This window comes from Streptosporangium sp. CA-115845, assembly GCF_050943795.1.
Lineage (GTDB): Bacteria > Actinomycetota > Actinomycetes > Streptosporangiales > Streptosporangiaceae > Streptosporangium.
Genome location: NZ_CP191988.1, coordinates 4259214 through 4283928, shown reverse-complemented (window position 1 = coordinate 4283928; position 24715 = coordinate 4259214). Strand labels below are relative to the sequence as shown.

Genomic DNA, 24715 nt, shown 5'->3' with positions numbered 1-24715 from the left:
GATCGCACGGGGCCGCGAAGCGGCGCTCAGCCGCCCAGCGCGCTGACAAGGCTCCTGGGGCGCATGTCGGTCCAGGAGCCTTCGACGTAGGCCAGGCACCCGGCGCGGGAGTCCTCACCGTGGGCGACCTCCCAGCCCCCGGGGACGTCGGCGAACGCGGGCCACAGCGAGTGCTGCCCCTCCGCGTTCACCAGCACCAGGAACGGCGCGCTCTCGTCGTCGAACGGATTGGTCATCGAATACCTCCAGCGGGAACATCCCGGGCACCTGGCCCGGAGATCGGAATCGTGTGCCCCTCTCAGGGAGGGGAGGCGAGCGACGCGCACGGAGGTCAGCTGCCGGATGGACACGTGACGACCGTCGCTCCCCTCCCGGATCCAGGCATCCGGGGCGTGGATGAAGGATCACTTGGCACTCTCGGAGGAAGACCCGGCCACGGCGCCGAACGAGTGACCGGAGAGACCCCTGAGACAGGTTTTAATTAGGCAAGCCTAACCTAAAATTCCTCTTATTGACGCCGACGTCAAGAGGCATATCATCATGACCAGATCACCTTCCACGCCCACCTGACGCCCTCTGACACATGATGCAAATGAGGCAAGGCTAACCTAAGTAATTTAGTGAGGTGTATGTGACCAACAGGCAAGACCATCCCGGCCTCCCCGGGACGGTGGCCCTTGTCACGGGCGCCGCGGGAGGCATCGGCGCCGCCGTCGCGACGGCTCTCGCCCGTGCCGGGATGATCGTGGCCGGAGTCGATGTGCGCGACGAGCCCTGGGAGAGCCGGCCAGAGCCGATCGCCCGCCACCTGGCCGACGTCAGGGACCCCCGCCAGGTTGACGCCGTCGTCAGCAGGGTCGAGAACGAACTGGGACCGATCGGCGTCCTGGTCAACGTCGCGGGCGTGCTGCGTACCGGCGCGGTGACCGATCTGAGCGCCGATGACTGGGAGCACGTGTTCGCGGTGAACGCCGGCGGGGTCTTCCACGCCGTCCGCGCCGTGACCCGCCACATGATCCCCCGCGGTCGCGGGACGGTCGTCACCGTGGCCTCCAACGCCGCGGGCGTGCCGCGCGTCGGCATGGCGGCATACGCGGCCTCCAAGGCCGCCGCGGTCATGTTCACCCGATGCGCCGGGCTGGAACTCGCCCGCCACGGCATCCGCTGCAACGTGGTCTCACCCGGATCGACGGACACCGCGATGCAGGCGGGGCTCGACCCCCGCACCGTGCTTGAGGGAGATCCGTCCTCCTACCGCGTGGGCATTCCGCTGGGCCGGCTGGCCGATCCCTCGGACATCGCCGAGGCGGTGCTGTTCCTCGCCTCAGACCGTGCCCGGCACATCACCATGCAAGACCTGTACGTGGACGGCGGCGCCACGCTCCGGGCATGAGATCCCCCGAAAGGTCAGCCTTGACTATCGCATACGAGGCGGTCAGCGCCACCGAGCTTCTCGACGAGTACCGGCCAGGCTTCTCATCGATCTTCTCCTCTCCCCGGCACACCCTCCTCGCCGGAGGCGTCGCCGCCGTGCTGCCACCCGTGCGCACCCTGCGGGAACTGGCCCAGAGCGTACGCGGACACGGCGACCTGATCCTCGGTGCGGTCCCGTTCGACGACCCCGCCTCGGCGCACCTGGTCACTCCCCTGCGCACCCGCTGGGCCGACCCCTTCCTGCCCGGCGAGCCGCCGCGCAGGGAGAGCACGCGGCCATGGCGGATCACCCCCGTCCCCACACCCGCGGGCCACCTGGAAGGCGTCCGGCGGGTGCTGGAACTGCTCCGCACCGGATCGGTGGAGAAGGTGGTGCTGGCCAGGTCCCTGGAGCTGACGAGGCCCGAACCCGCCGACATCGCCTCGATGGTCCGGCGCCTGGCGGTGCGCGACCCGCACGGCCACGTCTTCGCCATCGACCTGCCGGGCGGACGGACCCTGGTGGGCGCCAGCCCGGAACTGCTGGTCTCCAGGGACGGTCCCGCCGTCGTCGCCAACCCGCTGGCCGGCTCGGCCGCGCGCAGCGCCGATCCCGCGGAGGACCGCCGCCGTGCGGCGGCGCTTCTCTGCTCGGCCAAGGACCAGCATGAGCACGCGGTCGTGGTCCAGGCCGTGGCCGCCGCGCTCGCCCCACACTGCCGGGCACTGAGCGTCCCCTCCGAACCGTCGCTGATCTGCACCTCGACCATGTGGCACCTGTCCAGCAGGATCACCGGCCGGCTCGCCGACCCCCGGACCACCGCGCTCGACCTGGCCGTCGCCCTGCACCCGACCCCCGCGGTCTGCGGCACCCCCACCGCCGCGGCGCGCGCCGCGATCACCGGTATCGAACCCTTCGACCGGGGCTTCTACAGCGGCATGGTCGGCTGGTGCGACACCTCTGGCAACGGCGAGTGGGCGGTGGCGATCCGCTGCGCCGAGGTGACCGACACCGGCATCCGGCTGTTCGCCGGCGGCGGGATCGTGGCGGGCTCGGTTCCCGAAGAGGAACTGGCCGAAACCTCCGCCAAGTTCCGCACCCTCCTGCACGCCCTCGGCCTGGACCTGGACGCCGATCCCCGCCCGGGAGAGAGACCGGAGACGTGACGGGGTCGACCGAGCCGCCCGGCGCCGGTCATCCAGCCGCGCCGAAGCCCCTCCTGCCGAGGCTGGACCGGCCGCAGGTGAGATCCCCAGCCGGCTCCCGCTCACGAAGACCCAGCCGAGCCACCACCGCCAAGGCCGACAGGACGTACTCACGCCCCCGGCGACCCCCCGTACACGCCGGGACGCCGAGCACAAGGTAAGAAGGAGAGGCAGCCGTGGCCATACCCACCATCACCCCCTATCCGATGCCCCGTGAGGACGAGATGCCGGTCAACCGCGTCTCCTGGACACCGGACGCCCGCCGGGCGGTGCTGCTCGTCCACGACATGCAGAACTACTTCGTCAACGCGTTCGCGCCGGGAACCTCACCGATCGTGGAACTGGTCTCGGCGATCACCGGTCTCCGCGAGACGGCCTGGCAGCTCGGTGTCCCGGTGGTGTACTCGGCCCAGCCAGGCGGACAGACCTCGGCACAGCGTGGCCTGCTGGAGGACTTCTGGGGAGCAGGAGTAGGTGCCGACCCCGGCGCCCAGGAGATCGTCACCGCGCTCGCCCCAGGCCCGGCCGACATCCGGCTCACCAAGTGGCGCTACAGCGCCTTCCACCGCACCCCGCTCCGTGACCTGCTCGCCGAGCAGGGCCGCGACCAGCTCATCGTCACCGGTATCTACGCCCATATCGGCTGCCTGATGACGGCCTGCGATGCCTTCATGGGGGACGTGGAGGTGTTCTTCGTCGCCGACGGGGTGGCCGACTTCTCCGCCGAACACCACAGGATGGCCCAGACCTATGCGGCCGAACGGTGCGCGGCGGTCCTGGCCGCCGTCCGCGTCCGGCGGCTGCTCACCGCCTCCGCCGCGCACGCCGCCCGCTGAGCGGGCGGTGCGCCCGGCTCAGCGGGCGGCGACGACCGGGCGCGGGACCCGGGGGATACCGGTCAGCCGGTTCTGCTCGCGCAGGGTGCGCAGGCGGTTCACCTCGGCGGTCCACTCGGCGCCCCGAGGAGTGGCCTTGCCCTTGCGGCGGCGGATCCGGTCGTCGTACGACTTGACGCCGAACGTCGCGCGCTGGTTGGCCTCGGCCGCCCGCAGAGCCTCGGTCAGCGCCCTGTCGAAGGCCAGCCCGGCGGCTCGCAGTTCCTGCACGGGAGCCAGATCGGCCTGCGCCCGGCGCAGGTCGGCCTCGGCCGCGCGTGCCTTCTCCAGAAGCTCGGGGAAGCCCTTCCCGACCTCCTGGTCAGCGTGGTAGCGAACCTCCGCCTCCCGGCTCACGCTCGGTCGGAAAAACGCCATCTTCTGCCCTCTCTCACCGGTCGCCGGGTCGCCTCCGGCAGCTCACCGGTCGTAGCCTACGCCGTTCATCCCCACCTCACGTACTCGGGATCAGCCGTACCTGAGACCGGCTCGCGGTACCGGGCGTGTGTGGCACGGTTGTGAGCGAAGCGGATCGACCTGCCCGGCGCGCCCTCCTTTACGCAGTAAGGTCACCGGTGACAGGATGCCACCATGCCTGCCAAGCGACCACCCGTCCCGCTCTCCAGGGAGCGCATCATCGACGCCGCCCTCCACATCGCCGACGGCCAGGGGCTCCGGCGCCTGACCATGCGACGGCTGGGCGACGCGCTCCAGGTGGAGGCGATGGCGATATACCACCACCTGCCCCGCGGCAAGGACGCCCTCATGGACGCGCTGGCCGAGCATGTCACCACGGTCCACGTCGAGCCCGGCGAGAGCTGGCAGGAGAGCGCGAGGGCCTGGTGCCGGGCGAGCCGAGCCGCGCTCAGGGAGCACCCGGGGGTGCTGGCGCTGGCCCTGACCAAGCCCCCGAGGGGCCGGGCCGCGATCGCGATCAGGGAGCAGACCGACCAGCTGGCCGACGCGGGGCTGACCGACGCGGCGGGAGCGGTGAGGGCGCTGAGGGCCTACGTCTTCGGCGCGGTGGCGGTGGAGGTGCAGCAGTCGGGCTGGGCCGAGCCCTCCGGCGAGGAGAACGAGCCCTGGCGTCCCCCTTCGCAGGGAGGCGGCAGCCCCGGGGCGGACGCCGATTTCGAGGACGGGCTGGACGCACTCCTGGCCGGCCTGGGCGCACGGTAGCCGGTAGGAGGCTGAGGCTCACATCGGTGCACGTCAGGAAGTTGTAACCGATCGTTTACCTGACTCGCGGCGTGTCGCACTTGGCCGAATATCCTTATATGAGGCATGCTGTGTTATAGGTCACATCCCCTGATAAAGCCCTGACGGACTGGCCCTCTACCAGTTCGTAAACAGTCCTAACGGGCTATGTCGCCGAGGTGCGATCGATCGCACACTTGATCTGCTTGATGTGCGAGCCTCGCTCTATCAGGGCTCGCATGGCCATATGTCAACATTCAGATGCTCGTCCCCCGTCATGCGTGGGAACGGAGACCCATCGGTGACGGTGCCCGCCGGATGTCCGATGCCCATTCCGTGTCCGGCGTGACCCGGGCGAGCCGACACGAGAGATCCGGAGGCACGCCGATGTGCCCGCACGAGCCGTCCTGTCCGCCCGCTGAGGCGCTGGACCGCGAAGCCGCCCGCACCATGGCGGCCCACCCCGAGCAGGGCTGGAGCCTGCTCTGCAACGGTGTGGTGCTGTTCGAAGACACCGGCGAGCTCCTCCCCGACGGCGCCGTCATCGAGCCACACCGGCCACTGGCCGGCGTCGCCTGACGGCACTCACGCCGAACTCACACAGGCTCACACGGGCCCGGCCGCATCCTCGCGTCGAGCCATTCGGCGACCACCTCACCCACCCTGGCGGGGTCCTTACCGAGGTCGTGGCCCTGTCCCGGCAGCACGACCAGGCGGGCGGCATCCGCCGCTTCGGGCACGCCGAACGGGTCGCGGTCTCCGTTCACCACCAGCACATCCACACCTGCCGCGCGCAGCTCCCCGGCGCGTGACCGCTCCGGCTTGCCCGGCGGGTGCAGCGGGAAGGCCAGCGCGACGACCACGCGGGCCTCGACCCGCCGGGCCGTACGACAGGCGACCCTGGCCCCGTTACTCCTCCCGCCCTGCGCGAGCGGCAGCCCCGGGTAGCGCTCGCGCAGGACGGCCACCAGCGTCTCCCACGCCTCGTCCTGTCTGGCCGCCGAGCCCGGCGCGCGGGCACCGCGCATCCGGAACGGCTGGAGCACCCGCGCGACGGTCCCGCCGGCCGCCGTCACGGCGTCCCGCACCGCCAGCAGGTCGGGGGCGTCCACTCCCCCGGCCGAGCCGTGGGTGAGCACCAGCAGGAAGCGCGGGGAGGCCACCTCGTCGATCTCCACCAGGGCCGGCCCGTGCGGAGTCGCGATCTCCAGAGGCGGGACGGTGCCCGGGAGGGACATGGGCTCGGAGATGGACACGGATCTCGTCCTAACGACTGATGCCTGGCGGCGGGGCGAAGGAGAACAATCGAAGGGTGCAGGATTACCAAGATATCCGCCAGGACATGCATGCCACTCTCGAGGCCCGCCGTGATCTCGGCCCGGAGTACGAAACCGCCCTCGTCGAGTCGTTCGTGTCACGCCTGGACGCGACCATCGCCCAACGGGTACACGCCGAGATGCACGCCGCCGGGGTACGCGGGGCGCGGCCACGCAAGACCGGGAACTCCTCGATCTCGATCGCGCTCGGTTCGATGGGCATCGGCATCCCGCTGACCGCCATCGCGGCGTCCGAGGCGGGCAGCGCCGGACTGCTGCTGGCCTGGGGCGGCATCGTCGCGATCAACGTCGCCCACGCCCTGGGCCGCCGGCGGGGACGCGACTGACCGTTCCGGACCACCTGCGGGACCAGCGCCGGTCCCCGGAGCGACCGGCATTCCATCGGGTGCGTCACGGTCACGCCGGACACCGCCCCGGACACCGCCCCGGAGCCCGGGCCCAGCCGTCCCAGGGGGAGGGCGTCTCGGGATTCAGACGTCGCGGGATTCAGACGTCGCGGGATTCAGACGTCGCGGCCCCGGCGGAGGCGGACCTCGCCGGCGAGGTCGGCGTCGGCGCTGTCGAGGCCGTAGCGCCAGACACGCTCGGCGTCCTCGCCGCGTCCTCTGAGCGGGAGCGTGCGGGCCAGGAGCTCGATGGCCAGCGCGCCGGTCTCGACGTCGCCGCCCTCCTCGATCGCACCGGAGAACTCGGCGCACGCCAGCTCCAGGTGGGCGATGCCGAGCATCACCCGCAGCCTCGGCACCTCGGCCGCGTCCGGCACCGAGAGCGCCTCCAGCAGCACCTGGGCGGCCTCCCCCGGCTCACCCTCCTCGATGAGCGCCTCCGCCAGCCGCTGAGCGGCACGAGGGGCGACATCCGGGTCGCCGGTGGCCAGCGCGTCACGCAGCGACCGTTCGGCGTCCTCCGCGCCCGTGGCGAGCCTGGCGAGGGCCATGTGCGCCGACGGGACGTAGGCGGGGTGGCCGACGCCCAGCGCGGCCTGCCAGGCGGCGCGGGCCTGGTCGGCCATGCCCTCCCTTTCGAAGCTCCCCGCGAGCAGGCAGGCGGCCTGGGCGGCGAACTCCGGGTGCCCTGTCGCCAGCGCGGTGCGCGCGGCCGCGCGGGAGCCCGGCACGTCTCCGCGCTCCTGGAGCACCACGGCGAGGCCCACCGCCGCCTGTGCCCGATCGGGCTCGCCGGGGTCGGCGGCCAGCTCCGCGAAGATCACGGCGGCGCCGTCGAGGTCGCCGGACTCGGCCAGTCTTCGCGCGGTGTCCAAGGGACGGGTGTCCACCTCAGGCATGCAGGGTCCTTCCCGGATACGGAGACGCCCCGAGCCTAACGACTCGGGGCGCCGTCCGTCCTCCCGCATTCCCTACGGATACGTGGTTCTCGCGAGACGCGGGCCACGGTGAGGATCAGTCTTCGTACGCCTCCAGGGGAGGGCAGGAGCACACCAGGTTGCGGTCGCCGTAGGCCTGGTCGATGCGGCGGACCGGCGACCAGTACTTGCCCTCGCGCAGCGAGGGCAGCGGGTAGGCCGCCTCGGTGCGGGTGTAGGGGTGCTCCCACTCGTCGGCGACGAGGCTGCCGGCCGTGTGCGGGGCGTTGCGCAGCGGATTGTCGACCCTGTCGTAGGCGCCGGAGGCGACCTTCTCGATCTCACCGCGAATCGCGATCATCGCCTCGCAGAACCGGTCGAGCTCGGCCAGGTCCTCGCTCTCGGTCGGCTCGATCATCAGCGTGCCGGCCACCGGGAAGGACATGGTCGGCGCGTGGAAACCGTAGTCGACGAGGCGCTTGGCCACGTCGTCGACCGTCACCCCGGTCTCCTTGGTGATCTGGCGCAGATCGATGATGCACTCGTGGGCGACGAGGCCGCCGCGGCCGGTGTAGAGAACCGGGTAGTGGGGACCGAGCCTGCGGGCCAGGTAGTTGGCCGACAGGACGGCCTGCTCGGTGGCCGCCTTCAGCCCGTCGGCGCCCATCATCCGGATATAGGCCCATGAGATGGGCAGGATGCCCGCGGAGCCGTACGGGGCGGCCGAGACCGGGCCGACCGCCGAGCCGCCGCGCAGCGGGTGGCCGGGCAGGTAGCCGGCCAGGTGGGCGCGGACCGCGACCGGGCCGACACCGGGGCCGCCGCCGCCGTGCGGGATGCAGAAGGTCTTGTGCAGGTTGAGGTGGGAGACGTCCGCCCCGAACTCGCCCGGCCTGGCCAGGCCGACCAGCGCGTTGAGGTTGGCGCCGTCGACGTAGACCTGCCCGCCGGCCTCGTGCACCAGCTCGCAGACATCGACGATCGTCTCCTCGTACACGCCGTGCGTGGACGGGTAGGTCACCATGATCGCGGCAAGCCGGTCGCGGTGCTTTTCGATCTTCGCGACGAGGTCGTCGAGGTCCACGTTGCCGTTGTCGTCGCAGGCGACCACGGCGACGCGCATGCCGGCCATCACGGCGCTGGCGGCGTTGGTGCCGTGCGCGGACGAGGGGATCAGGCAGACGTCACGATCCGACTCGCCACGCGCCGTGTGGTAGGCGCGGATCGCCAGGAGGCCGGCGTACTCGCCCTGGGAGCCGGCGTTCGGCTGGATCGACACGGCGTCATAACCGGTGACCTCGGCCAGCCAGCGCTCCAGCTCCCCTATCAGCTCGGCGTAGCCCGCCGCCTGGTCCTCCGGCGCGTACGGATGCAGCCCGGCGAACTCCGGCCAGGTGATCGGCTCCATCTCGGTGGTCGCGTTGAGCTTCATGGTGCAGGAGCCCAGCGGGATCATCGACCGGTCCAGCGCGACGTCCTTGTCCTGGAGCCTGCGCAGGTAGCGCAGCATGGCCGTCTCGGAGCGGTGGCGGTGGAAGACCGGGTGGGTGAGGTAGTCGCCGACCCGCGCCAGCGCGCCGGGCAGCGCGTCGTGCGCGGCGGCGTCCAGGTCGGCCAGCACGGTGCCGCTGACCTCGAAGGCGGCCAGGACCTGCTCCAGATGGAGGACCTCGGTCCTCTCGTCGCAGGTGACGCCCACGTGGTCGGCGTCGACCAGGCGCAGGTTGACGCCGTTCTCCCGGGCCGCGGCGACGACTCCGGCGGCATGCCCGGGCACACGGGCGAGCACGGTGTCGAAGAAGGTGTCGTGGACCACCTCGACGCCGCCCTGGCGCAGCCCCTCGGCGAGCACGACGGCGTGCCGGTGGATGCGGCGGCCGATCCTGCGCAGCCCCTCGGGGCCATGGTAGACGGCGTACATGCCGGCGATCACGGCGAGCAGCACCTGCGCGGTGCAGATGTTGCTGGTGGCCTTCTCGCGGCGGATGTGCTGCTCGCGGGTCTGCAGCGCGAGCCGGTAGGCGGGACGTCCCTCGACATCCTGGGAGACGCCGACCAGGCGGCCGGGCAGCTGGCGCTGGAGGCCGTCACGGACCGCCATGTAGGCGGCGTGCGGACCGCCGAAGCCGAGGGGGACGCCGAAGCGCTGCGAGGAGCCGACCGCGATGTCGGCGCCGAGCTCGCCCGGCGCGGCCAGGAGGGTGAGGGCGAGCAGGTCGGCGGCGGCGACCACCTGGGCACCGCGCGCGTGGGCGGCGTCGGCGATGGCGCGGAAGTCGCGAATCCTGCCGCTGGCGCCGGGGTACTGCACGAGCACGCCGAAGCAGTCGGGGAGCCCTCCGGTGAAGTCGCTCTCGACCAGCTCGATGCCGAGCGGCTCGGCGCGGGTGCGCAACACCGCCTTGGTCTGCGGCAGCGCGTCGGCGTCGACCACGAACACCTTCGACGAGGTGCGGCCCGCGCGGCGGGCCAGGGTCATCGCCTCGGCCGCGGCGGTGGCCTCGTCCAGCAGGGAGGCCCCTGCGACGTCGAGGGCGGTCAGGTCGGAGACGACGGTCTGGAAGTTGATCAGGGCCTCCAGCCGGCCCTGGGAGATCTCCGGCTGGTAGGGCGTGTACGCGGTGTACCAGCCGGGGTTCTCCAGGAGGTTGCGGCGGATGACACCCGGGGTGATCGTGTCGTGGTAGCCCAGGCCGATCATCGAGGTGAGCACGGTGTTGCGTCCGGCGAGGACCCGCAGCTCGGCGAGGGCCTCGGACTCCCCTGCCGCCGGGGGCAGACCCAGCCGGGCGAAGGAGCGGATCGCCTCGGGCACGGCCACCGCGACCAGGTCGGCGACGGAGGCGAATCCGACCGCCTCCAGCATGCGGGTCTGGTCGGCGTCGTCGGGCCCGATGTGACGGGTCGCGAACGGCGGAGGGGCGAGTTCGCTGAGCGATGACAGATCGGTCATGAGAAGCCTCTCGGGCGGGGTGGAGACCGGTGCTGGGCGCGGGCGTATGCCGGTTCTCCCCCTCTGTCATCACGACTGTCATCACGACGTGGTCGCTACCTGAGAGCTTCACCTGCCCTTGCCGGGAGGTTTGCACCGTCGGTGAGACGCACCTGGCGGGCGCGCCTGCTTTCCAGAGTTGCCTCGTCCGTGCGGTACAGGGTGCCTGAGAGATTCCGGGGAGGTTGCTCCTTCGGCGCCCCGATCGCGGTCGGGGTCTCTCCCGCACAGGGTCAGTGGCGAGTCCGAGTTTACCCGGTTCGTCGTGCTCTGCGACGACGGGCCAACTCATCGGCCTGATGATCGCCTAAAGGGCCCCCGCCCGACTCCGCGCGTTCGCCGGGAAGATCCGCGAGAGAGCCCTCCACCTCCTGCCACACCCGTCCCAGCGCGATACCGAAGACTCCCTGGCCGCCCTGGAGCAGGTCGATGACCTCGTCGGGCGAGGTGCACTCGTAGACGCTCACCCCGTCGCTCATCAGCGTGATCTGGGCCAGGTCGTTGACGCCACGCTCCCGTAGGTGCTGCACGGCGATGCGGATCTGCTGGAGGGAGACACCGGTGTCGAGAAGGCGCTTGACAACCTTGAGGACCAGAATGTCACGGAAGCCGTACAGCCGCTGGGAGCCGGAGCCGTGGGCGGCTCTCACGGTGGGCTCGACCAGGCCGGTACGTGCCCAGTAGTCGAGTTGCCGGTAGGTGATTCCTGCCGCCGAGCAGGCCGTCGGCCCCCTGTAGCCGATGTCGGCGGGCACTTTCACCGGTTGCCCGTCGAACAGCAGACCCTCTTCACCCGCGCGCTGACGTGCCGACTGGCGCCGTTCCGGGTCATCCTGGTCGGCGTTTCTACCCTCGCCGCTGCTGACCGCCACGCGGACCTCCGGCTTTCTCTCATCCCACGGCCTGATCTGGGGGTTTACGCACGACCGCAGGTTTCACTTGCACCGTAGGACTGGGGCCAAGTCCAGTCAACGACCCCACCCGGCGCGTCGTGAAGCGTAAATGCACCGAAATTCCTACCCCGCGCGGCCGAAGTCCTCGGGCGTGATCGTGTCAAGGAACTCCCTGAACTTCTCCACCTCGTCCTCCTGGTCGTCAGGGATGATCACCCCTGCCTCCTGTACCACGTCCTCACTCGCGAAGATACGTGCGCCGGTGCGAAGTGCCAAGGCGATCGAGTCGGAAGGACGCGCGCTCACCTCGACCCCGTTGGAGAACACGAGATCCGCGAAGAAGATGCCGTCACGTAAGGCGACGATGTTGACAGTGTTCAACCTGACTCCGAGCCCTTCGAGCACGTCCCGGAACAGGTCATGGGTAAGTGGCCGGGGTGGTGGTTCCTCGGCCTGGGCCATGGCGATCGCCGTGGCTTCCGTCATGCCGATCCAGATAGGTAGGTAACGCTCCCCATGCGTCTCTTTCAGCAGGACGATCGGCTGGTTGGAGGGCATTTCAACTCGAACGCCCACGACCTCCATCTGCAACACGGGCTGCTCCGTCTTCGCTGGATTCCGACCGGTTTGTTCAACGTAACACTCGTGGGGGTACGAGTGCCTGGTCAGGCTCTCACCGGCCCAGTGCCCCACGGACTCCGGAACGCAGCAACGAGGCGTGCAATTCCAGCAGGAGACCGGAGATCTCCCTCGCCGTCTCGTCCGCCTGGTCGATCGCGCCGGGACCGCGACGGCGCAGCAGCGGGGCGACGGCCTGTTCCACCAGCCCCGCCTCGCGTTCCGCGGCGGCCTTGACCGCCCGCAGGTGGCGGGCACGCAGGCCGAAGGCGGCCAGGGCGCCCACACTGCGGGCCACGACCAGTGCCTCGGCGTCGTAGTAGCGGGCCACGGCGGCCAGCAGACCGTAGTCCTCCAGCTCCGTGAGGGTCTCCTCGTCGAGCTCGGCGGCGGCGAGGAACTCCTCGCGGGTGAGGCGGACCTCGGGGGGCGCGTCGTCGGGGACGGCGCGCGGCCGGGCCGCCGGGCGCTCCTCGCGGTCGGCCGCCTCCAGATGGTCCTTGATCACGCGCAGCGGCAGGTAGCGATCACGCTGCTCGCTGAGGATGTAGCGGAGCCGCTCGACGTCGGCGTAGGTGAACTTGCGATAGCCGGAGGGACTGCGCTCCGGCTCGATCAGCCCCTCGCCCTCCAGGAAGCGAATCTTGGAGATGCTGACATCGGGGAACTCGCCCTGCAGGAGAGCGAGCACCTCCCCGATGCTCATGTGCGCACGAGCGGCCTGCGAGCTCATCATCCTCCAGCGGCGCCGCGGGTGAGGAAGACGAGGCGGAACTTGCCGATCTGTACCTCGTCCCCGCCGTACAGCGGGACCTCCTCGATGCGCTCACGATTGACGTACGTGCCGTTCAGGCTACCGACGTCGCGGACCGTGAAGACACCGCCGCCGCGCCGGTAGAACTCCACGTGACGGCGCGAGACCGTGATGTCGTCGAGGAAGATGTCGCTCTCGGGGTGGCGGCCCACGGTGGTGAGGTCGCTGTCGAGCAGGAACCGGCTGCCTGCGTTGGGGCCGCGCATCGCGACCAGCAACGCGGTGCCGGCGGGCAACTGCTCAACGGCCTGCCGCTCGGCGAGAAGCGTCTCACCGGTCTCCGCCTCGTAGGCCTCGATCCCGGAGAGGGAGATCGTCGATGTGCTGTCTCCGGGTGTGTCGGACCTGGTAAGCGGCGACCCGCATCGTGAACAGAAACGGGCATCCTCAGGATTGGCATGACCGCACTGCGTGCAGTAGACGCTCGGCATCGATCGGCTCGGCCTCCTACCGCGAAGACGCGGCAACGGTGCTCAGTGATGCGCGCCTCGCTTCTTCGCTTCTCAAGTGTTTTCTCAGACTGCGAATGCCGCAACATACAGTGATGAGGCGCGAAGGTCAAGGTTGACGCTGAACCGCGGGTACGGTCGGTGACAAAGTTACAGGGGACGCTGCCCCTGGTCCATGGCGCCGCGCGGTATTTGTCGTGCGGGCCGCCTCAACCACCGGCGGCCTCCTCCACCACCCGCGCCCAGCGCTCGATCAGGGTCTGGGCGGAGTCGACGTCGAACCCCTCGGCCCACAGGTGGGTCACCGCCTCGGTCGGGTCGGGCAGCACCAGGGTCCAGCTGCCGTCCTCCGCGACGACCCGCACCCCGTCGGTGGTGTCGATACGGTGGTGCTCGGCGGCCTCGATGACCGAGCGCATCACCGCCCCCTTGGCCGCCCACGGAGTCGGCACGGTACGGCGCAGCAGCTTGGCCTCGGGTATCCTGGCGTCGATCTGGCTGAGCGAGAGCCGGGTCCTGGCGACCAGTCCGAGCAGGCGCAGGAACACCGCCAGGCCGTCCACCGTGGGGCCGAACTCGGGCACGATGAAACCACCGCGCCCGTCGGCCGCGAAGATCATCTCCGGCCCCCTGGCGGCGGCGGTGAGCGCGTCGATCGCGGTGGACGTCCACTCGGCCTGGACCCCGTGGAACCTGCAGACCTGTTCGGCCACCCGGGTGGTGGTGACCGGCAGTGCCACCCTGCCGCCGCGGCGCTCGGCCGCGACCAGGTCGAGCACCACCAGCAGGGCGCGCTCCTCGCTGATCAGCTGGCCCATCTCGTCCACCAGCGCGACCCGCTCCCCCACCGGGTCGAAGCGCACGCCGAAGGCCGCCCTGGAGGAGCTGACGAGCTCTGACAGGCGCTGCAGGTCGCGGCGGCGCTCGGCGAGGGTCTCGGTGGGCGAGGCGTCGTCCAGCCGGTTGTTGACGGTCAGCACGTCCACCCCGACCCGGCCGAGCAGGCTGGGCAGCACCAGCGAGGAGGTGCCTCCCGCGCAGTCGACCACGACCTTCATGTCGGCGTCGCGGACCCCGTCGATGTCGACCAGGCGTAGCAGCTCGTGCGTGTAGTCCTCCACCGCCCTGGCGGGGAAGCTCAGCTCGGCGATCTCGCCGGGGAAGGCGCGGCGGAACTCCTGCCGGGAGAAGACCCGGTCCAGCCTGCGCTGGGCCGGCGGCGACAGGTCCGCGCCGTGCTCGTCCATGAAGACGATGTCGACGCTCTGCGGGTCGCCGGGGGTGGTGCGCAGCGCGATGCCGCCTACCGCGTTCTCCCTGGCGGTGTGGAAGCGTGCCACGGGGAGCGGGGAGGCCTCCAGGTCGAGCACGTTGATCGCGCTGGCGTTGAGGGCGCTGATCACGGCCCGCTTCAGTGCCCGCGCCGCGCGGGAGGAGTCGCGGGAGGTGATGACCGAGGCGCCCTTCTTCAGGGTGGTGGCGTAGGCGCTGGCGAGCCGCACGCACAGCTCGGGGGTGATCTCCACGTTGACCAGCCCCGAGACCCCACGGGGGCCGAACAGGTTGCGCTGGGCTCGCGGCTCCCAGATGACGCTGTTGTTGATCACCGCCCCGGCCTCGATGGTCTTGAACGGGTAGATCTTGACGCCGGAGGAGATGTACGCCTCGGCCTCGATGATGCACTCGTCGCCGATGACGGCACCCTCCTCGACCCTGGCCGCGGTCATCAGGTCGGTGTTCTTGCCGATCACACAGCCGCGCAGGTGGGCGCTGGGCCCGATGTAGACGTTGTCGTGGACGACCGCGCGGTGCAGGAAGGCCCCCTCCCTGACCACCGCGTTGCTGCCCAGCACGGTGTACTCGCGCAGCTCGGCCCCCGCCTCGACCTTGGCGTAGTCGCCGACGTAGAGCGGGCCCTTGAGGATGGCGTCGGTGTCGACCGAGGCTCCCTCGGCCACCCAGACGCCCGGCGAGACCTCGAAGGCGTCGATGTCGACCTTGACCCGGCCCGACAGGACGTCGGCCTGGGCCTTAAGGTAGCTCTCGTGGGTGCCGACGTCCTCCCAGTAGCCGTCGGCCACGTAGCCGTACAGCGGGGCTCCGCGCTCCAGCAGCCGGGGGAACACGTCTCCCGACCAGTCGACGGACTCTCCCGCCGCGATCTCGTCGAGGACCTCGGGCTCCATCACGTAGATGCCGGTGTTGACGGTGTCGGAGAAGACCTGGCCCCAGGTGGGCTTCTCCAGGAAGCGCTCCACCCGCCCCTGGTCGTCGACGATGACGATGCCGAACTCCAGCGGGTTGGGCACACGCTTGAGCCCGATCGTGACCATCGCGCCGTTCTCGCGGTGGAAGCGGATCATGTCCGTCAGGTCGATGTCCGTCAGCGCGTCGCCGGAGATGACCAGGAAGCGGTCGTCGCGCAGCCGGTCCGCGGCGTTCTTGACGCTGCCCGCGGTGCCGAGCGGTGTGTCCTCGGTGGCGTAGTACAGGCTCATGCCGAGTTCGTCGCCGTCGCCGAAGTAGTTGCGGACCAGGGCCGCCAGGAACTGCACGGTGACCACCGTCTCGGTGAAACCGTGCCGTTTCAGGAGGCGCAGCACGTGCTCCATGATCGGCCGATTGATCACGGGCAGGAGGGGCTTGGGCTGGTTCGCGGTCATCGGCCGGAGCCGTGTACCCTCCCCGCCCGCCATGACGACGGCCTTCACAGATCACCTCTTAAGGCGTTTGGCCTCGCTTGTCAGCTGACGCACCTGTACCCAATACAGCACTCCGGACCACCAGTACAGGCCTGTGCCCCAGATGGCCAGGGACCAGCCGACGATCCGGGCGGGATCGGCGTACCAGGCGTCGTGGTGGGCGAGGAAGAGCAGGGGGAAGGCGTAGAGGAGGTTGGCGGTGGCGGCCTTGCCGAGGAAGTGCACGGGCAACGCCGGGCCGTAGCCGAGGCGGCGCAGGATGACCGGGATGCCCAGCAGCATCACGTCGCGCAGCGGGACGGCCAGCGCCAGCCACCAGGGGATGATCTCGCGCATGGCGAGGCCGAACAGGGTGGCCAGGATGTAGAGCCGGTCGGCCAGCGGGTCGAGCAGGCGGCCGAGCCGGCTGGTCTGGTTCCAGGCGCGGGCGATCTTACCGTCGAGCCAGTCGGAGAACCCCGCCAGCATCAGCAGCGCGACGGCCCAGCCGTCGGCCTTCGGGCCCAGCACCAGCCAGAGGAAGACCGGCACCCCCAGGAGCCTGGCCAGGCTCAACGCGTTGGGAACCGTCCAGATTCGATCTTCGGCTCCCGATGCTTCCGGATTCACCGGTCTGTCTCCCTCCCCCGTACCTGATGCAGACCCTACCCGTGCGGGGCTCACACGGGCCGTACGGCCATCCGGCGAGGGCACGGGGCGGGGAGCACCAGGGGGCACCCAGGGGCGCGACAGGGCCCGGGGAGGCGGGAGGAGTGCTGGGAACCACGCCGCCGCGGCCGTGCCCTTCCGATCGACGGCGTCACCCGATCCGGGTGACGCCGTCCGGATCAGGAGCGGCGCACGGCGGCGCCGGGGGACCAGGCCCAGACGAGCACGGCGACGGTCATCCCGAACAGGGCCAGCCCGCTGGGGACGTGGGTGCCGAGCGCCTCCCAGCTGAAGTGCTGTGCCATACCGACCAGGAAGAGGCCGACACTGGCCGGCACCGGCCAGCCGGCGCCTCGCCCGGGACGCCAGAGCATGACGGCCACGACGACCTGCAGCAGTGCGATCAGATGCACCACCATCCCGGCCAGTACGTGGGTCTCGGCCAGCGCCTCCCCGCCGCGCACCGCCTGGCCGGCGAACGAGGCGGCGGCGATGAGGCCGACCGCCTGGGCGACGACCAGGATGCGCAGGCCGTACAGCAGGCCCGCGGGGACCGGGCGATCCTCCGCCGGTTTCCGCGGGGAGATGACCTCCTGCATGTGATGTGTCCTTACCTTGGATGACTGGTTCGGAACACATCGTGGCCGCGGGGCATCCACCCGGTCGTCACCCTGGAGGCTGACCTCGCCGTCCGTCTCCTGACGGATCCTCCGCACGGCGCGCGTTCACCCGTCGGGGTACCACCTCCCGCGCGGCCGGAAATCGTATCGGATGACGCGCGCGACGCCCCGGCGCACCCTTTACGCTTCACAGCATGACCAATGACACCACGCTCTTTCTTGGGCAGTGGATTCGCTCGCCGGGCACCGTCGGAGCGGTGGCGCCGAGCTCACGGCGGCTTGCCGAGGCGGTGGCCTCACCGGTCCCCCACCGGGGGGATCCGGTGATCGTCGAACTCGGCCCGGGCACCGGTGTGTTCACCGCGGAGATCCAGCGCAGGCTGGGAGGCCGGGGGCACCACATGGCCGTCGAGATCAACCCCAGGATGGCCGATTTCCTCGCCGCCAGAAACCCCGGGGTGGACGTCGTGACCGATGACGCGGCACGGCTGCCTCAACTGCTGCAGGAGCGTGGTCTCGCCAGGGCCGACGTGATCGTGAGCGGGCTCCCCTGGGCCGCGTTCTCCGAGGAGACACAGGGCCGCCTGCTGGACGCGGTCATCGCGATCATGGGTCCGCACACGGCCTTCACCACCTTCGCCTACAGCTTCGCCAAGCGCCTTCCTCCCGCGCGGCGTTTCAGGAAGCGCCTGATCGACACCTTCGAGGAGGTCGTCGCGGGCCGCACGGTGTGGGGCAACGTACCGCCCGCCTTCGTCTACCACACGCGCAGGCCGCGCCTGGACGCCGTCCAGCAGAACTGATCCCCGCCTCCCGGTGACCCTGGAGGCTTACCGAACTTCGTTCTACGATTGCGCGCGCAACTAGAATGGAGTTGGTCACCGTGGACTTCACACTTCCGGAGAGCGCCCTCGCCGTCCAACGCGGCGTCGGCGACATCTGCGCGCGCTACGACCTGGACTACTGGCAGCGGTGCGAGAGCGAGAAACGCTGGCCGGAGGAGGTCTGGCAGGATCTGGCCAGGGGCGGCTGGCTCGGCCTGGCCGTGCCCGAGGAGTACGGGGGCGGCGGTCAGGGCCTGCTGGAGCTGGCCGTGGCCACCGAGACCCTGTCGGCCTCCGGCTCGGCCGGCGGTTCGGCGTTCACCTACGTGCTCACCCCCGGGTTCGGCGCCATGACCCTGGCCAGGCACGGCAGCCCCTGGCAGCGCGACGAACTGCTGCCCGGGCTGGCCACCGGCGAGCTGGAGACCTGTTTCGCACTGACCGAGCCCGACGCCGGGTCCAACGCCCTGGGCATCTCCACCTCCGCCCGTCGCGACGGGGCGGAGTTCGTCGTCAACGGCCAGAAGATCTGGATCACCGGCGTGCAGCGTGCCACCTGGATGCTCCTGGTCACCCGGACCATCCCGGCCGCCGAGGCCAGGCCCCGCACCAACGGCCTGACCGTCCTGCTGGTGAACGTCCCCGAGGCCGTCGCGGCCGGCCGGCTCTCCTTCCAGCCGATCCCGAAGATGGGCGCCAATACCACCCCGTCCAACATGGTCTTCATAGACGACCTGCGGGTCCCGGAGAGGAACGTGGTCGGTGAGGTCGACCAGGGCGCGCTGGTGCTGTGGGACATCCTCAACCCCGAGCGCGTCCTGCTGGCCGCCTCCGCGCTCGGCGGCGCCGAGGTGGCGCTGCGGGTGGCCGTGCAGTACGCCAAGGAGCGCGAGGTGTTCGGCCGTCCGATCGGCGCCAACCAGGCCATCGCCTTCCCGCTCGCCCAGGTCAAGGCCAAGATTGAGCTGGCCAGGCTGATGCTGTACAAGGCCGCCTGGCTGTTCGACAGGCAGTTGCCCTGCGGCACCGAGGCCAACATCGCCAAGCTGACCGCCTCCCAGGCGGCCTGGGAGGCGGCCGACCACGCGTTCCAGACGCACGGCGGCATGGCCTACTCGCTGGAGTACCCGGTGGCCCGCCTGCTGGCCGACGCCCGCATCGGCAAAGTCGCTCCCGTCACCGAGGAGCTCCTGCTCAACTACCTGGCCACCCAGGTGCTCGGACTTCCCAGGAGCTTCTGACCTGATCGCCGGGTGCGCCCCGCCCGGCTCCGGAGCCGGGCGGGGCGCACCCCCTATTTGAAAGCCTCCGCGAGGCGGGCCGCGGCGTACTCGCGCGCCTCGGTCGCCTGGTCGAAGAATCCCGGCAGGCCGAAGAAGCCGTGGATCGCCCCCTCGTACCTCCTGACCTCGACCGGCACCCCGGCCGCGGCCAGCTGGGCGGCGTATTCCTCACCCTCGTCACAGAGCGGGTCGCACTCGGCGGTGATCACCGTCGCCGGGGCCAGACCGGCCTTGTCGGCCAGCCGGACGGGAGCCAGCCGGGGGTCGACCGGATCACCGCCGTACTGCGCGACGAACCAGGCCATCTCGTCGGCGCCGAGCCCGAAGCCGCCGGCGTAGGCGCGGTAACTCCCGGTGTCCATGGCCACGTCGGCTATCGGGTAGACGAGCAGTTGGTGGGCCAGCCCGAGCCCGGCGTCCCTGGCCTGCCAGGCGGCCACGGCGGCCAGGTTGCCCCCGGCGCTGTCGCCGCAGACCGCGATGCGCTCGGGGTCGACCCCGTAGACGCCGGGGCGGCCGAAGACGTCCTGGACGACGCTCCAGGCGTCGTCGGCCGCCGCGGGGAAGGGGTGGTCGGGGGCGAGCCGGTAGTCGACCGAGATCACCACCGCCCCGTTACGCACCGCGAGGTCACGGCCGAGGGCGTCGTTGCGGTCGACGCTGCCGAAGACCCAGCCTCCACCGTGAAAGTAGACGATCCCCGGGAGGGGGCGGTCGTCCTCCTCCGGCCGGTAGACGCGGACCGGCACGCCCGCGACGACGTCATCCCTGACCAGCGGTAGCGGGATGATCGGACCACGTTGCTCGGCGAAGGCGTCGAGGGCCCGCATCGCGACGATCACCTCGGGGGTGAGTGTGGAGAGCGGGACACCGAGGTCCGTCTGGAAAGTCTTCAGGTAGGCCTCGGCCTGCGGATGCAACGGCATGATCGGCACTTTACCCGCCGGGTCCGGTCGCCCGCGGGAGGCGTTGAGGTGTCGGTGTCGCCACGGCGGAGAGGGTCACACCTCCGGCGACCCGAAACTCCGGAATGACGGAAAACCTCTCGAACGGCGGATCCACCACTCAGAACGAACGTGATTATTATTCGCTTACTTTCCTCGAACCGGATTGTCTGGTCACACAAAATAACTCTCTAATTACGGATAGTTAGATTTCCCGCCATATTGTCGAGAAACGGTTGTGACGCCTACCTGGTGATGGAAGACTTGAATTTCGAGTGATCAGGTGAGCCGGGGCTACCGGTCGCTCGTCACCCGGAGCCGTCAGGGAGGTGGATCTGCGTGATCGGACTTTGAGCCGATCAATTAGGGTGGGTTCGTTAAATGTCTTTGAATCCGCGTCTCGTCAAGGAAAGCTTCGCCGTCGTCGAGCCCGTCGCGGACAAGGCCGCGGCATACTTCTACGGACGCCTGTTCGCCGAGAGCCCGCACCTGCGGACGATGTTCCCTCCGGCGATGGACGTACAGCGCGACCGCCTGTTCGGCGCACTGACCAGAATCGTCTGGAGCCTGGACAGCCCCGACAGCCTGGCCTCGTTCCTGGGTCAACTCGGCCGCGACCACCGGAAGTACGGCGTGCTCGCCGAGCACTACACCGCGATCGGCAACGCGCTCCTGGCCACGGTCAGGCGCTTCGCCGCCGAGATCTGGACCCCCGAGATAGAGGCGGCATGGACCGCCGCCTACACCGCCGCCGCCAATCTCATGATCGAATCAGCCGAGTCCGACGCGGGGGTGTCCCCCGCCTGGTGGCTGGCCGAGGTGATCGACCACGAACTCCGCACCCCGGACATCGCGGTGATCACCTTACGGCTCGACCAGGACCTGCCCTACCTGCCCGGCCAGTACGTCAGCGTGCAGACCGCACGCTGGCCACGCGTCTGGCGCACGTTCTCCATCGCGAACGCACCCCGGGACGACAACACGGTCCGCCTGCACGTCCGCGCGGTCTCCGGCGGCTGGGTCTCCACCACACTGGTTCAGCGCACCCGGGTCGGAGACAACCTGATGCTGGGGCCCCCGATCGGCACCATGGTTCCCACCGACTCCGGACGCGACATCCTGTGCGTGGCCGGCGGCACCGGCCTGGCACCGATCAAGGCCATCCTGGAGCATGTGATCGGCTCCGGGCGCCGCCCCAACATCCACCTGCTCCACGGCGCCCGCACCGCCGGGGAACTCTACGACCTGACCGACCTGCTCCGGATGGCGTCGGCTTTCCCGTGGCTGCGGGTACTCCCCGTGGTCTCCGGACAACCGGGGTACGACGGCATGCGGGGCCAGGTGGCCGAGGTGATGGAGCGGTTCCACTCCTGGTCCGACCACGAGGCCTACGTCTGCGGCCCGACCGCCATGGTCAACGAGACGGTCCACCGGCTCCAGCGGGGCGGAATGCCCCTGGCCCGGATCCACCGGGACATCGTGCAGGGCGAGCCTTGACCGACAATCAGGGTTAATCCCCCAAAGTGATCACGCAAATTCCGTAGAGCCCGGCGGGACACGGTATGGCATGGCAGCATGAGGCCCAATCCGAAAGGAGATGGTCATGCACGACTGCCCCCCTCACAGCCCGTGCCCCCTTCTCGACCACCACCCCCGTTCCCCGCACGTCCCCGCCAGAGCCGTCCGTCCGCACGAATCCGCCCCCGGTCCCCTCCACCGGCGGCGGGCCCTCCAGGGTCAGGGCCACGCCCGCCTCCGGCATGCGGCCGTGCCCGTCCCGCGCCACACGGCGCTCTGAACCGATGGCCAGACCCGTCACGCTGGTGACCTTCATGCTTCCCGCCCCCCTACGGCACTGGGCCGGCGAGAGCACCGAGGTCCGCGTCTTCGCCGTCGCCGATCATGAGGACGGCGACCCCACGCTGGGTTCCGCCCTCGACACGCTCCGCCGTACGCACCCGTCTCTGGAGCAGCGGCTCCGCGACGACTACGGGAGCATCCGCCGCCACATCAGCATGTTCGTCTGCGGTGAGAACGCCCGGCACCTCGGCGGCCTCGACTGCGCGCTGCCCCCGGGGGCCGAGATCCTCGTCCTGCCCACCCTCTCGCGCCGCCAGGAGACCACGAGCTGACCCGCCCGCGCCCCGGACCACGGTCCATGCGAGACCTCAGGCAGCGGGCCGAAGACCCGGCGGGCGACAGGACCTAGGGTGCGACCCTGCCGCCGGCCACGAAGGCCTCGTGCGTGAGGGGCATCAGCGTCGCCCAGGCGGCCTCCATCTTCTCCGCCACCATCTCGATCTCACGCTGCGGGAACGAGGGCACCTTGGCCTGCTCGTTCTTGGTGCGCAGGGAGAGGAAGTGCATGAGCGAACGGGCGTTGCAGGTGGCGTACATCGAGGAGAACAGCCCGACGGGCAGCACCGCCCTGGCCACCTCGCGGGCGATGCCGGCCTCCAGCATCTCCCGGTAGGCGGCGTAGGACTGCCGGTAGGACGCCTCCATCACCTCGGTAACGACCTTGTGCTGCTCGGCGCTGCCCTCGGCGAAGACGTACTTACCCGGCCGGCCTTCCTGAACCAGCTTCCGCTCCATCCCCGGAACATAGAAATTGGGCTGAAGCTCGCGGTAACGCCCGCTTTCTTCGTTATATGACCATCCGACCCTGTGGCGATGAAATTCACGGAAGACGAAGATCGGCGCGCTGACCAGGAAGGTCATCGAGTTGTGCTCGAAGGGGCTGCCATGCCGGTCGCGCATCAGGAAGTTGATCAGCCCCTTGGACCGCGCGGGATCCTTGCCGACCTCCTCCAGGGACTGTTCCCCCGCGGTCGAGACCCGCGCCGCCCAGAGCACGTCGGAGTCGGAGGCGCTGTGCTTGACCAACTCCACGGTCACGTCGTCAAGAAAACGTGCCTCTGCCTCATCGCCCGTCAACTGGATCCCCCTCGTCGCCTCGTCGGTCGCGCATATCGTAAACCGTAACGGCGTGGGGAGCCCCGCCGCCCCGAAGACGGGCACCGCTCACAGCCGGTAGATCCGGCGGGCGTTGCCTGAGCCGATCATCTGGGCCACCCGGACGGCGTCCGAGGCGCTCCACTCGCCGTCGGCCAGTCGCGCGGCGAGCGCCCCGGCTAGCCCTCGCCGGTAGTGCAGGGCTCCAAGGTGACAGGTCTCCGCCACGCCGTGGCCGCCGGAGCCGAACAACTGCTTGTGGAACGGTGCCAGTTCGAGCAGTTCCGCCATGACCGCGGCCGAGCCCGTGGCGCTGCGGGTCAGTGCCGCGCCCACGTCGACGTATACATGCGGGAGCACACCGGCGAGGTAGGCCGCCCGGCGGTGGAACGGGTGACAGTGCAGCAGGACGACGGGCACACCCACCGGCTGCACGGCCATGATGAAGCCGGTCATCGGTGCCGGCCCCGCGCCGTACCGGCCGGGGACCGCGCGGCCTTCGACGGCGTCGGAAGTCCCGAAAGCACCGGCATCCGCGCGACCGCCGTGAACCGCACGACCGCCGCGACCGGCATGGGCCCCCTGGCGCGCGCCGCCGTAGTGGGGGTGACCGGTGTGGAACTGCAGCGGCCGCCCGTACTCCCTGGCCACGTCGACGGCCGTCCAGAGCAGGTGGCGCAGGAGCACCTGATCGATGAGCCGCTCGCCCGGGCAGGCCAGCCGCCGGGTGGCCGCCGCGATCACCGCTCCCCGGCTCGGCCTGGCCGGGTCGAGATGGAGCCCGGATCTGTGGGCCGTGACCGACTTCAGCGCGACGGCGCGGACGGCCCGCGCGGCGAGGCTCTGGGCGAGGGCCGAGATGTAGGAGACCCCCGAGACCGCGGTCCTGGCCACCTCCTCCTCGGCCCGCTCGATGTGGACGACCCGCGCGGTGTCGGCGCCACCCGCCTGGCCCATCTCGGCCGGCGGCAGCACCTCGGGCCCGCCGAGGTCACCTTCGAGATCATTGTCGAGGCCGTCGAGATCACCGTCCAGGCCGTCGAAGCGGTCGAATCCGTCGAACAGGAAGGTGGCTATCCCCGCGGCGCCCAGCAGTCGCCGGTTCACCTCGGTGGCGCCCAACTCCGCCCTGCGGGCCAGGTACACGGCCGGCGGCACGTGCGGGGCGAGACCGAGGACGGGCGCGCACCAGCGACGGACCGCGGTGCCGACGGGGGTGTCGAAGTGGGTGGTGCCCGGGGGCGCCGGAGTTCCCGCGTCGCTGAGCAGCGTCTCGAACCGGGCCCTGGTCAGGTCGTCACGACGCACGCCGTGACAGTTCTGGTCGACCAGCGGCGCCAGCAACGCCTCCCGTACGGCGTCGGGTAACTCGACGGGCAGCACACCGTCCGACCTCATGCCCGCTCCTCCCCCGGTCGCGGGGGCGGCGGCCAGGTCCGGCCGTCACCCCTGCGGTCCCTACGACGGGGAGAACTCCGCGACTCCTCCGCTCCCCGAAGGGAGCGGCCTCTCGCCTCCCTCGGCCGAGGTGGGCGACGGCCGGGCCCTGGCCGTTTCGAACCCGAGAACCGTAGCGGAGAAGCGATTCATCTGCCGGGTGAACCCGGCGATCCCCTCGCTGAACATGATGGTCACCCGAGGT

25 protein-coding genes and 1 riboswitch are annotated in these 24715 nt (G+C 70.3%); of the genes, 10 read left to right on the top strand and 15 right to left on the bottom strand.

What is annotated here, in order from left to right; genetic code table 11:
* Positions 1-26: 26 nt before the first annotated feature.
* Entirely contained in the window at positions 27-236 is a 210-nt protein-coding gene (locus tag ACQP0P_RS21780; RefSeq protein WP_433379970.1) for an MbtH family protein, read from the bottom strand.
* 389 nt (positions 237-625) lie between these two features.
* Between ACQP0P_RS21780 and ACQP0P_RS21775 the strand changes: the two genes are divergently transcribed.
* The 3 genes from ACQP0P_RS21775 (at position 626) to ACQP0P_RS21765 (ending at position 3455) form a co-directional block, all read left to right on the top strand.
* Entirely contained in the window at positions 626-1393 is a 768-nt protein-coding gene (locus ACQP0P_RS21775; protein WP_433379967.1) for a 2,3-dihydro-2,3-dihydroxybenzoate dehydrogenase, read from the top strand.
* A gap of 20 nt (positions 1394-1413) precedes the next feature.
* On the top strand, positions 1414-2580 hold the full coding sequence (locus ACQP0P_RS21770) for an isochorismate synthase (RefSeq protein ID WP_433379964.1): 1167 nt from the start codon (positions 1414-1416) through the stop codon (positions 2578-2580).
* A gap of 215 nt (positions 2581-2795) precedes the next feature.
* Positions 2796-3455, top strand: coding sequence for an isochorismatase family protein (locus ACQP0P_RS21765; RefSeq protein WP_433379961.1), 660 nt, complete (start codon positions 2796-2798; stop codon positions 3453-3455).
* A gap of 18 nt (positions 3456-3473) precedes the next feature.
* Here the strand turns inward: ACQP0P_RS21765 and ACQP0P_RS21760 are convergent, their stop codons facing one another.
* Positions 3474-3851: a hypothetical protein gene (locus ACQP0P_RS21760; RefSeq protein WP_433379958.1), complete on the bottom strand. Its 378-nt coding sequence runs from the start codon at positions 3849-3851 to the stop codon at positions 3474-3476.
* Between the two features lie 234 nt (positions 3852-4085).
* Between ACQP0P_RS21760 and ACQP0P_RS21755 the strand changes: the two genes are divergently transcribed.
* Positions 4086-4673 carry a TetR/AcrR family transcriptional regulator C-terminal domain-containing protein gene (locus tag ACQP0P_RS21755; protein ID WP_433379955.1) on the top strand — a complete coding sequence of 196 codons (588 nt, stop codon included), beginning with the start codon at positions 4086-4088 and terminating at the stop codon, positions 4671-4673.
* A gap of 405 nt (positions 4674-5078) precedes the next feature.
* On the top strand, positions 5079-5270 hold the full coding sequence (locus ACQP0P_RS21750) for a DUF5999 family protein (protein WP_030915037.1): 192 nt from the start codon (positions 5079-5081) through the stop codon (positions 5268-5270).
* A gap of 17 nt (positions 5271-5287) precedes the next feature.
* On the opposite strand, the gene ACQP0P_RS21745 is transcribed toward ACQP0P_RS21750, so the two are convergent.
* Positions 5288-5929, bottom strand: coding sequence for an alpha/beta hydrolase family protein (locus ACQP0P_RS21745; protein WP_433382002.1), 642 nt, complete (start codon positions 5927-5929; stop codon positions 5288-5290).
* A gap of 104 nt (positions 5930-6033) precedes the next feature.
* On the opposite strand from ACQP0P_RS21745, the gene ACQP0P_RS21740 reads away from it, so the two are divergent.
* Entirely contained in the window at positions 6034-6354 is a 321-nt protein-coding gene (locus tag ACQP0P_RS21740; protein WP_433379952.1) for a hypothetical protein, read from the top strand.
* A 176-nt stretch (positions 6355-6530) separates the two neighbouring features.
* Here the strand turns inward: ACQP0P_RS21740 and ACQP0P_RS21735 are convergent, their stop codons facing one another.
* The 9 genes from ACQP0P_RS21735 to ACQP0P_RS21695 form a co-directional block, all read right to left on the bottom strand.
* A complete protein-coding gene (locus ACQP0P_RS21735) occupies positions 6531-7313 on the bottom strand; it encodes a tetratricopeptide repeat protein (RefSeq protein WP_433379949.1) in 783 nt (260 codons plus the stop codon).
* Between the two features lie 115 nt (positions 7314-7428).
* Positions 7429-10284, bottom strand: coding sequence for an aminomethyl-transferring glycine dehydrogenase (gene gcvP / locus ACQP0P_RS21730; RefSeq protein WP_433379946.1), 2856 nt, complete (start codon positions 10282-10284; stop codon positions 7429-7431).
* Between the two features lie 182 nt (positions 10285-10466).
* Positions 10467-10559: riboswitch (glycine riboswitch) on the bottom strand.
* A gap of 15 nt (positions 10560-10574) precedes the next feature.
* Positions 10575-11195, bottom strand: coding sequence for a MerR family transcriptional regulator (locus tag ACQP0P_RS21725; protein ID WP_350929010.1), 621 nt, complete (start codon positions 11193-11195; stop codon positions 10575-10577).
* Between the two features lie 144 nt (positions 11196-11339).
* Positions 11340-11810, bottom strand: coding sequence for a bifunctional nuclease family protein (locus tag ACQP0P_RS21720; protein ID WP_433379943.1), 471 nt, complete (start codon positions 11808-11810; stop codon positions 11340-11342).
* A gap of 79 nt (positions 11811-11889) precedes the next feature.
* Positions 11890-12540, bottom strand: a complete 651-nt coding sequence (gene ftsR, locus ACQP0P_RS21715; RefSeq protein ID WP_386271103.1) for a transcriptional regulator FtsR — start codon at positions 12538-12540, stop codon at positions 11890-11892.
* Between the two features lie 26 nt (positions 12541-12566).
* A complete protein-coding gene (locus ACQP0P_RS21710) occupies positions 12567-13079 on the bottom strand; it encodes an FHA domain-containing protein (RefSeq protein ID WP_343978377.1) in 513 nt (170 codons plus the stop codon).
* Between the two features lie 227 nt (positions 13080-13306).
* Positions 13307-15808 carry a sugar phosphate nucleotidyltransferase gene (locus tag ACQP0P_RS21705; protein ID WP_433379938.1) on the bottom strand — a complete coding sequence of 834 codons (2502 nt, stop codon included), beginning with the start codon at positions 15806-15808 and terminating at the stop codon, positions 13307-13309.
* A gap of 3 nt (positions 15809-15811) precedes the next feature.
* Positions 15812-16408, bottom strand: a complete 597-nt coding sequence (locus tag ACQP0P_RS21700; protein ID WP_433379935.1) for a CDP-alcohol phosphatidyltransferase family protein — start codon at positions 16406-16408, stop codon at positions 15812-15814.
* A 218-nt stretch (positions 16409-16626) separates the two neighbouring features.
* Positions 16627-17046 carry a hypothetical protein gene (locus ACQP0P_RS21695; RefSeq protein WP_433379932.1) on the bottom strand — a complete coding sequence of 140 codons (420 nt, stop codon included), beginning with the start codon at positions 17044-17046 and terminating at the stop codon, positions 16627-16629.
* A gap of 215 nt (positions 17047-17261) precedes the next feature.
* On the opposite strand from ACQP0P_RS21695, the gene ACQP0P_RS21690 reads away from it, so the two are divergent.
* Complete coding sequence (locus tag ACQP0P_RS21690) at positions 17262-17870, top strand: class I SAM-dependent methyltransferase (protein ID WP_433379929.1); 609 nt, start codon at positions 17262-17264, stop codon at positions 17868-17870.
* 80 nt (positions 17871-17950) lie between these two features.
* Positions 17951-19132: an acyl-CoA dehydrogenase family protein gene (locus ACQP0P_RS21685; RefSeq protein WP_433379926.1), complete on the top strand. Its 1182-nt coding sequence runs from the start codon at positions 17951-17953 to the stop codon at positions 19130-19132.
* 53 nt (positions 19133-19185) lie between these two features.
* On the opposite strand, the gene ACQP0P_RS21680 is transcribed toward ACQP0P_RS21685, so the two are convergent.
* Positions 19186-20100, bottom strand: coding sequence for an alpha/beta hydrolase (locus ACQP0P_RS21680; RefSeq protein WP_433379923.1), 915 nt, complete (start codon positions 20098-20100; stop codon positions 19186-19188).
* A 399-nt stretch (positions 20101-20499) separates the two neighbouring features.
* On the opposite strand from ACQP0P_RS21680, the gene ACQP0P_RS21675 reads away from it, so the two are divergent.
* On the top strand, positions 20500-21615 hold the full coding sequence (locus ACQP0P_RS21675) for a globin domain-containing protein (RefSeq protein ID WP_433379920.1): 1116 nt from the start codon (positions 20500-20502) through the stop codon (positions 21613-21615).
* Between the two features lie 305 nt (positions 21616-21920).
* On the top strand, positions 21921-22250 hold the full coding sequence (locus tag ACQP0P_RS21670) for a hypothetical protein (RefSeq protein ID WP_355562674.1): 330 nt from the start codon (positions 21921-21923) through the stop codon (positions 22248-22250).
* A gap of 73 nt (positions 22251-22323) precedes the next feature.
* Here the strand turns inward: ACQP0P_RS21670 and thyX are convergent, their stop codons facing one another.
* Both thyX and ACQP0P_RS21660 read right to left on the bottom strand, forming a co-directional pair.
* Positions 22324-23055, bottom strand: a complete 732-nt coding sequence (gene thyX / locus ACQP0P_RS21665; protein ID WP_433379917.1) for an FAD-dependent thymidylate synthase — start codon at positions 23053-23055, stop codon at positions 22324-22326.
* Positions 23056-23142: 87 nt separating this feature from the next.
* Positions 23143-24471 (bottom strand): amidohydrolase, encoded by a 1329-nt coding sequence (locus tag ACQP0P_RS21660; protein ID WP_433379914.1) that lies wholly within the window; start codon positions 24469-24471, stop codon positions 23143-23145.
* Between the last annotated feature and the right edge of the window lie 244 nt (positions 24472-24715).

Bases quoted from the DNA above. Each gene is read 5' to 3' on its own strand.
- ACQP0P_RS21780 (WP_433379970.1), bottom strand. From the start codon at position 236: ATGACCAATCCGTTCGACGACGAGAGCGCGCCGTTCCTGGTGCTGGTG.
- ACQP0P_RS21755 (WP_433379955.1), top strand. From the start codon at position 4,086: ATGCCTGCCAAGCGACCACCCGTCCCGCTCTCCAGGGAGCGCATCATC.
- ACQP0P_RS21750 (WP_030915037.1), top strand. From the start codon at position 5,079: ATGTGCCCGCACGAGCCGTCCTGTCCGCCCGCTGAGGCGCTGGACCGC.
- ACQP0P_RS21745 (WP_433382002.1), bottom strand. From the start codon at position 5,929: ATGTCCCTCCCGGGCACCGTCCCGCCTCTGGAGATCGCGACTCCGCAC.
- ACQP0P_RS21740 (WP_433379952.1), top strand. From the start codon at position 6,034: ATGCATGCCACTCTCGAGGCCCGCCGTGATCTCGGCCCGGAGTACGAA.
- ACQP0P_RS21735 (WP_433379949.1), bottom strand. From the start codon at position 7,313: ATGCCTGAGGTGGACACCCGTCCCTTGGACACCGCGCGAAGACTGGCC.
- gcvP (WP_433379946.1), bottom strand. From the start codon at position 10,284: ATGACCGATCTGTCATCGCTCAGCGAACTCGCCCCTCCGCCGTTCGCG.
- ftsR (WP_386271103.1), bottom strand. From the start codon at position 12,540: ATGAGCATCGGGGAGGTGCTCGCTCTCCTGCAGGGCGAGTTCCCCGAT.
- ACQP0P_RS21710 (WP_343978377.1), bottom strand. From the start codon at position 13,079: ATGCCGAGCGTCTACTGCACGCAGTGCGGTCATGCCAATCCTGAGGAT.
- ACQP0P_RS21695 (WP_433379932.1), bottom strand. From the start codon at position 17,046: ATGCAGGAGGTCATCTCCCCGCGGAAACCGGCGGAGGATCGCCCGGTC.
- ACQP0P_RS21690 (WP_433379929.1), top strand. From the start codon at position 17,262: ATGACCAATGACACCACGCTCTTTCTTGGGCAGTGGATTCGCTCGCCG.
- ACQP0P_RS21680 (WP_433379923.1), bottom strand. From the start codon at position 20,100: ATGCCGTTGCATCCGCAGGCCGAGGCCTACCTGAAGACTTTCCAGACG.
- ACQP0P_RS21675 (WP_433379920.1), top strand. From the start codon at position 20,500: ATGTCTTTGAATCCGCGTCTCGTCAAGGAAAGCTTCGCCGTCGTCGAG.
- ACQP0P_RS21670 (WP_355562674.1), top strand. From the start codon at position 21,921: ATGGCCAGACCCGTCACGCTGGTGACCTTCATGCTTCCCGCCCCCCTA.
- ACQP0P_RS21660 (WP_433379914.1), bottom strand. From the start codon at position 24,471: ATGAGGTCGGACGGTGTGCTGCCCGTCGAGTTACCCGACGCCGTACGG.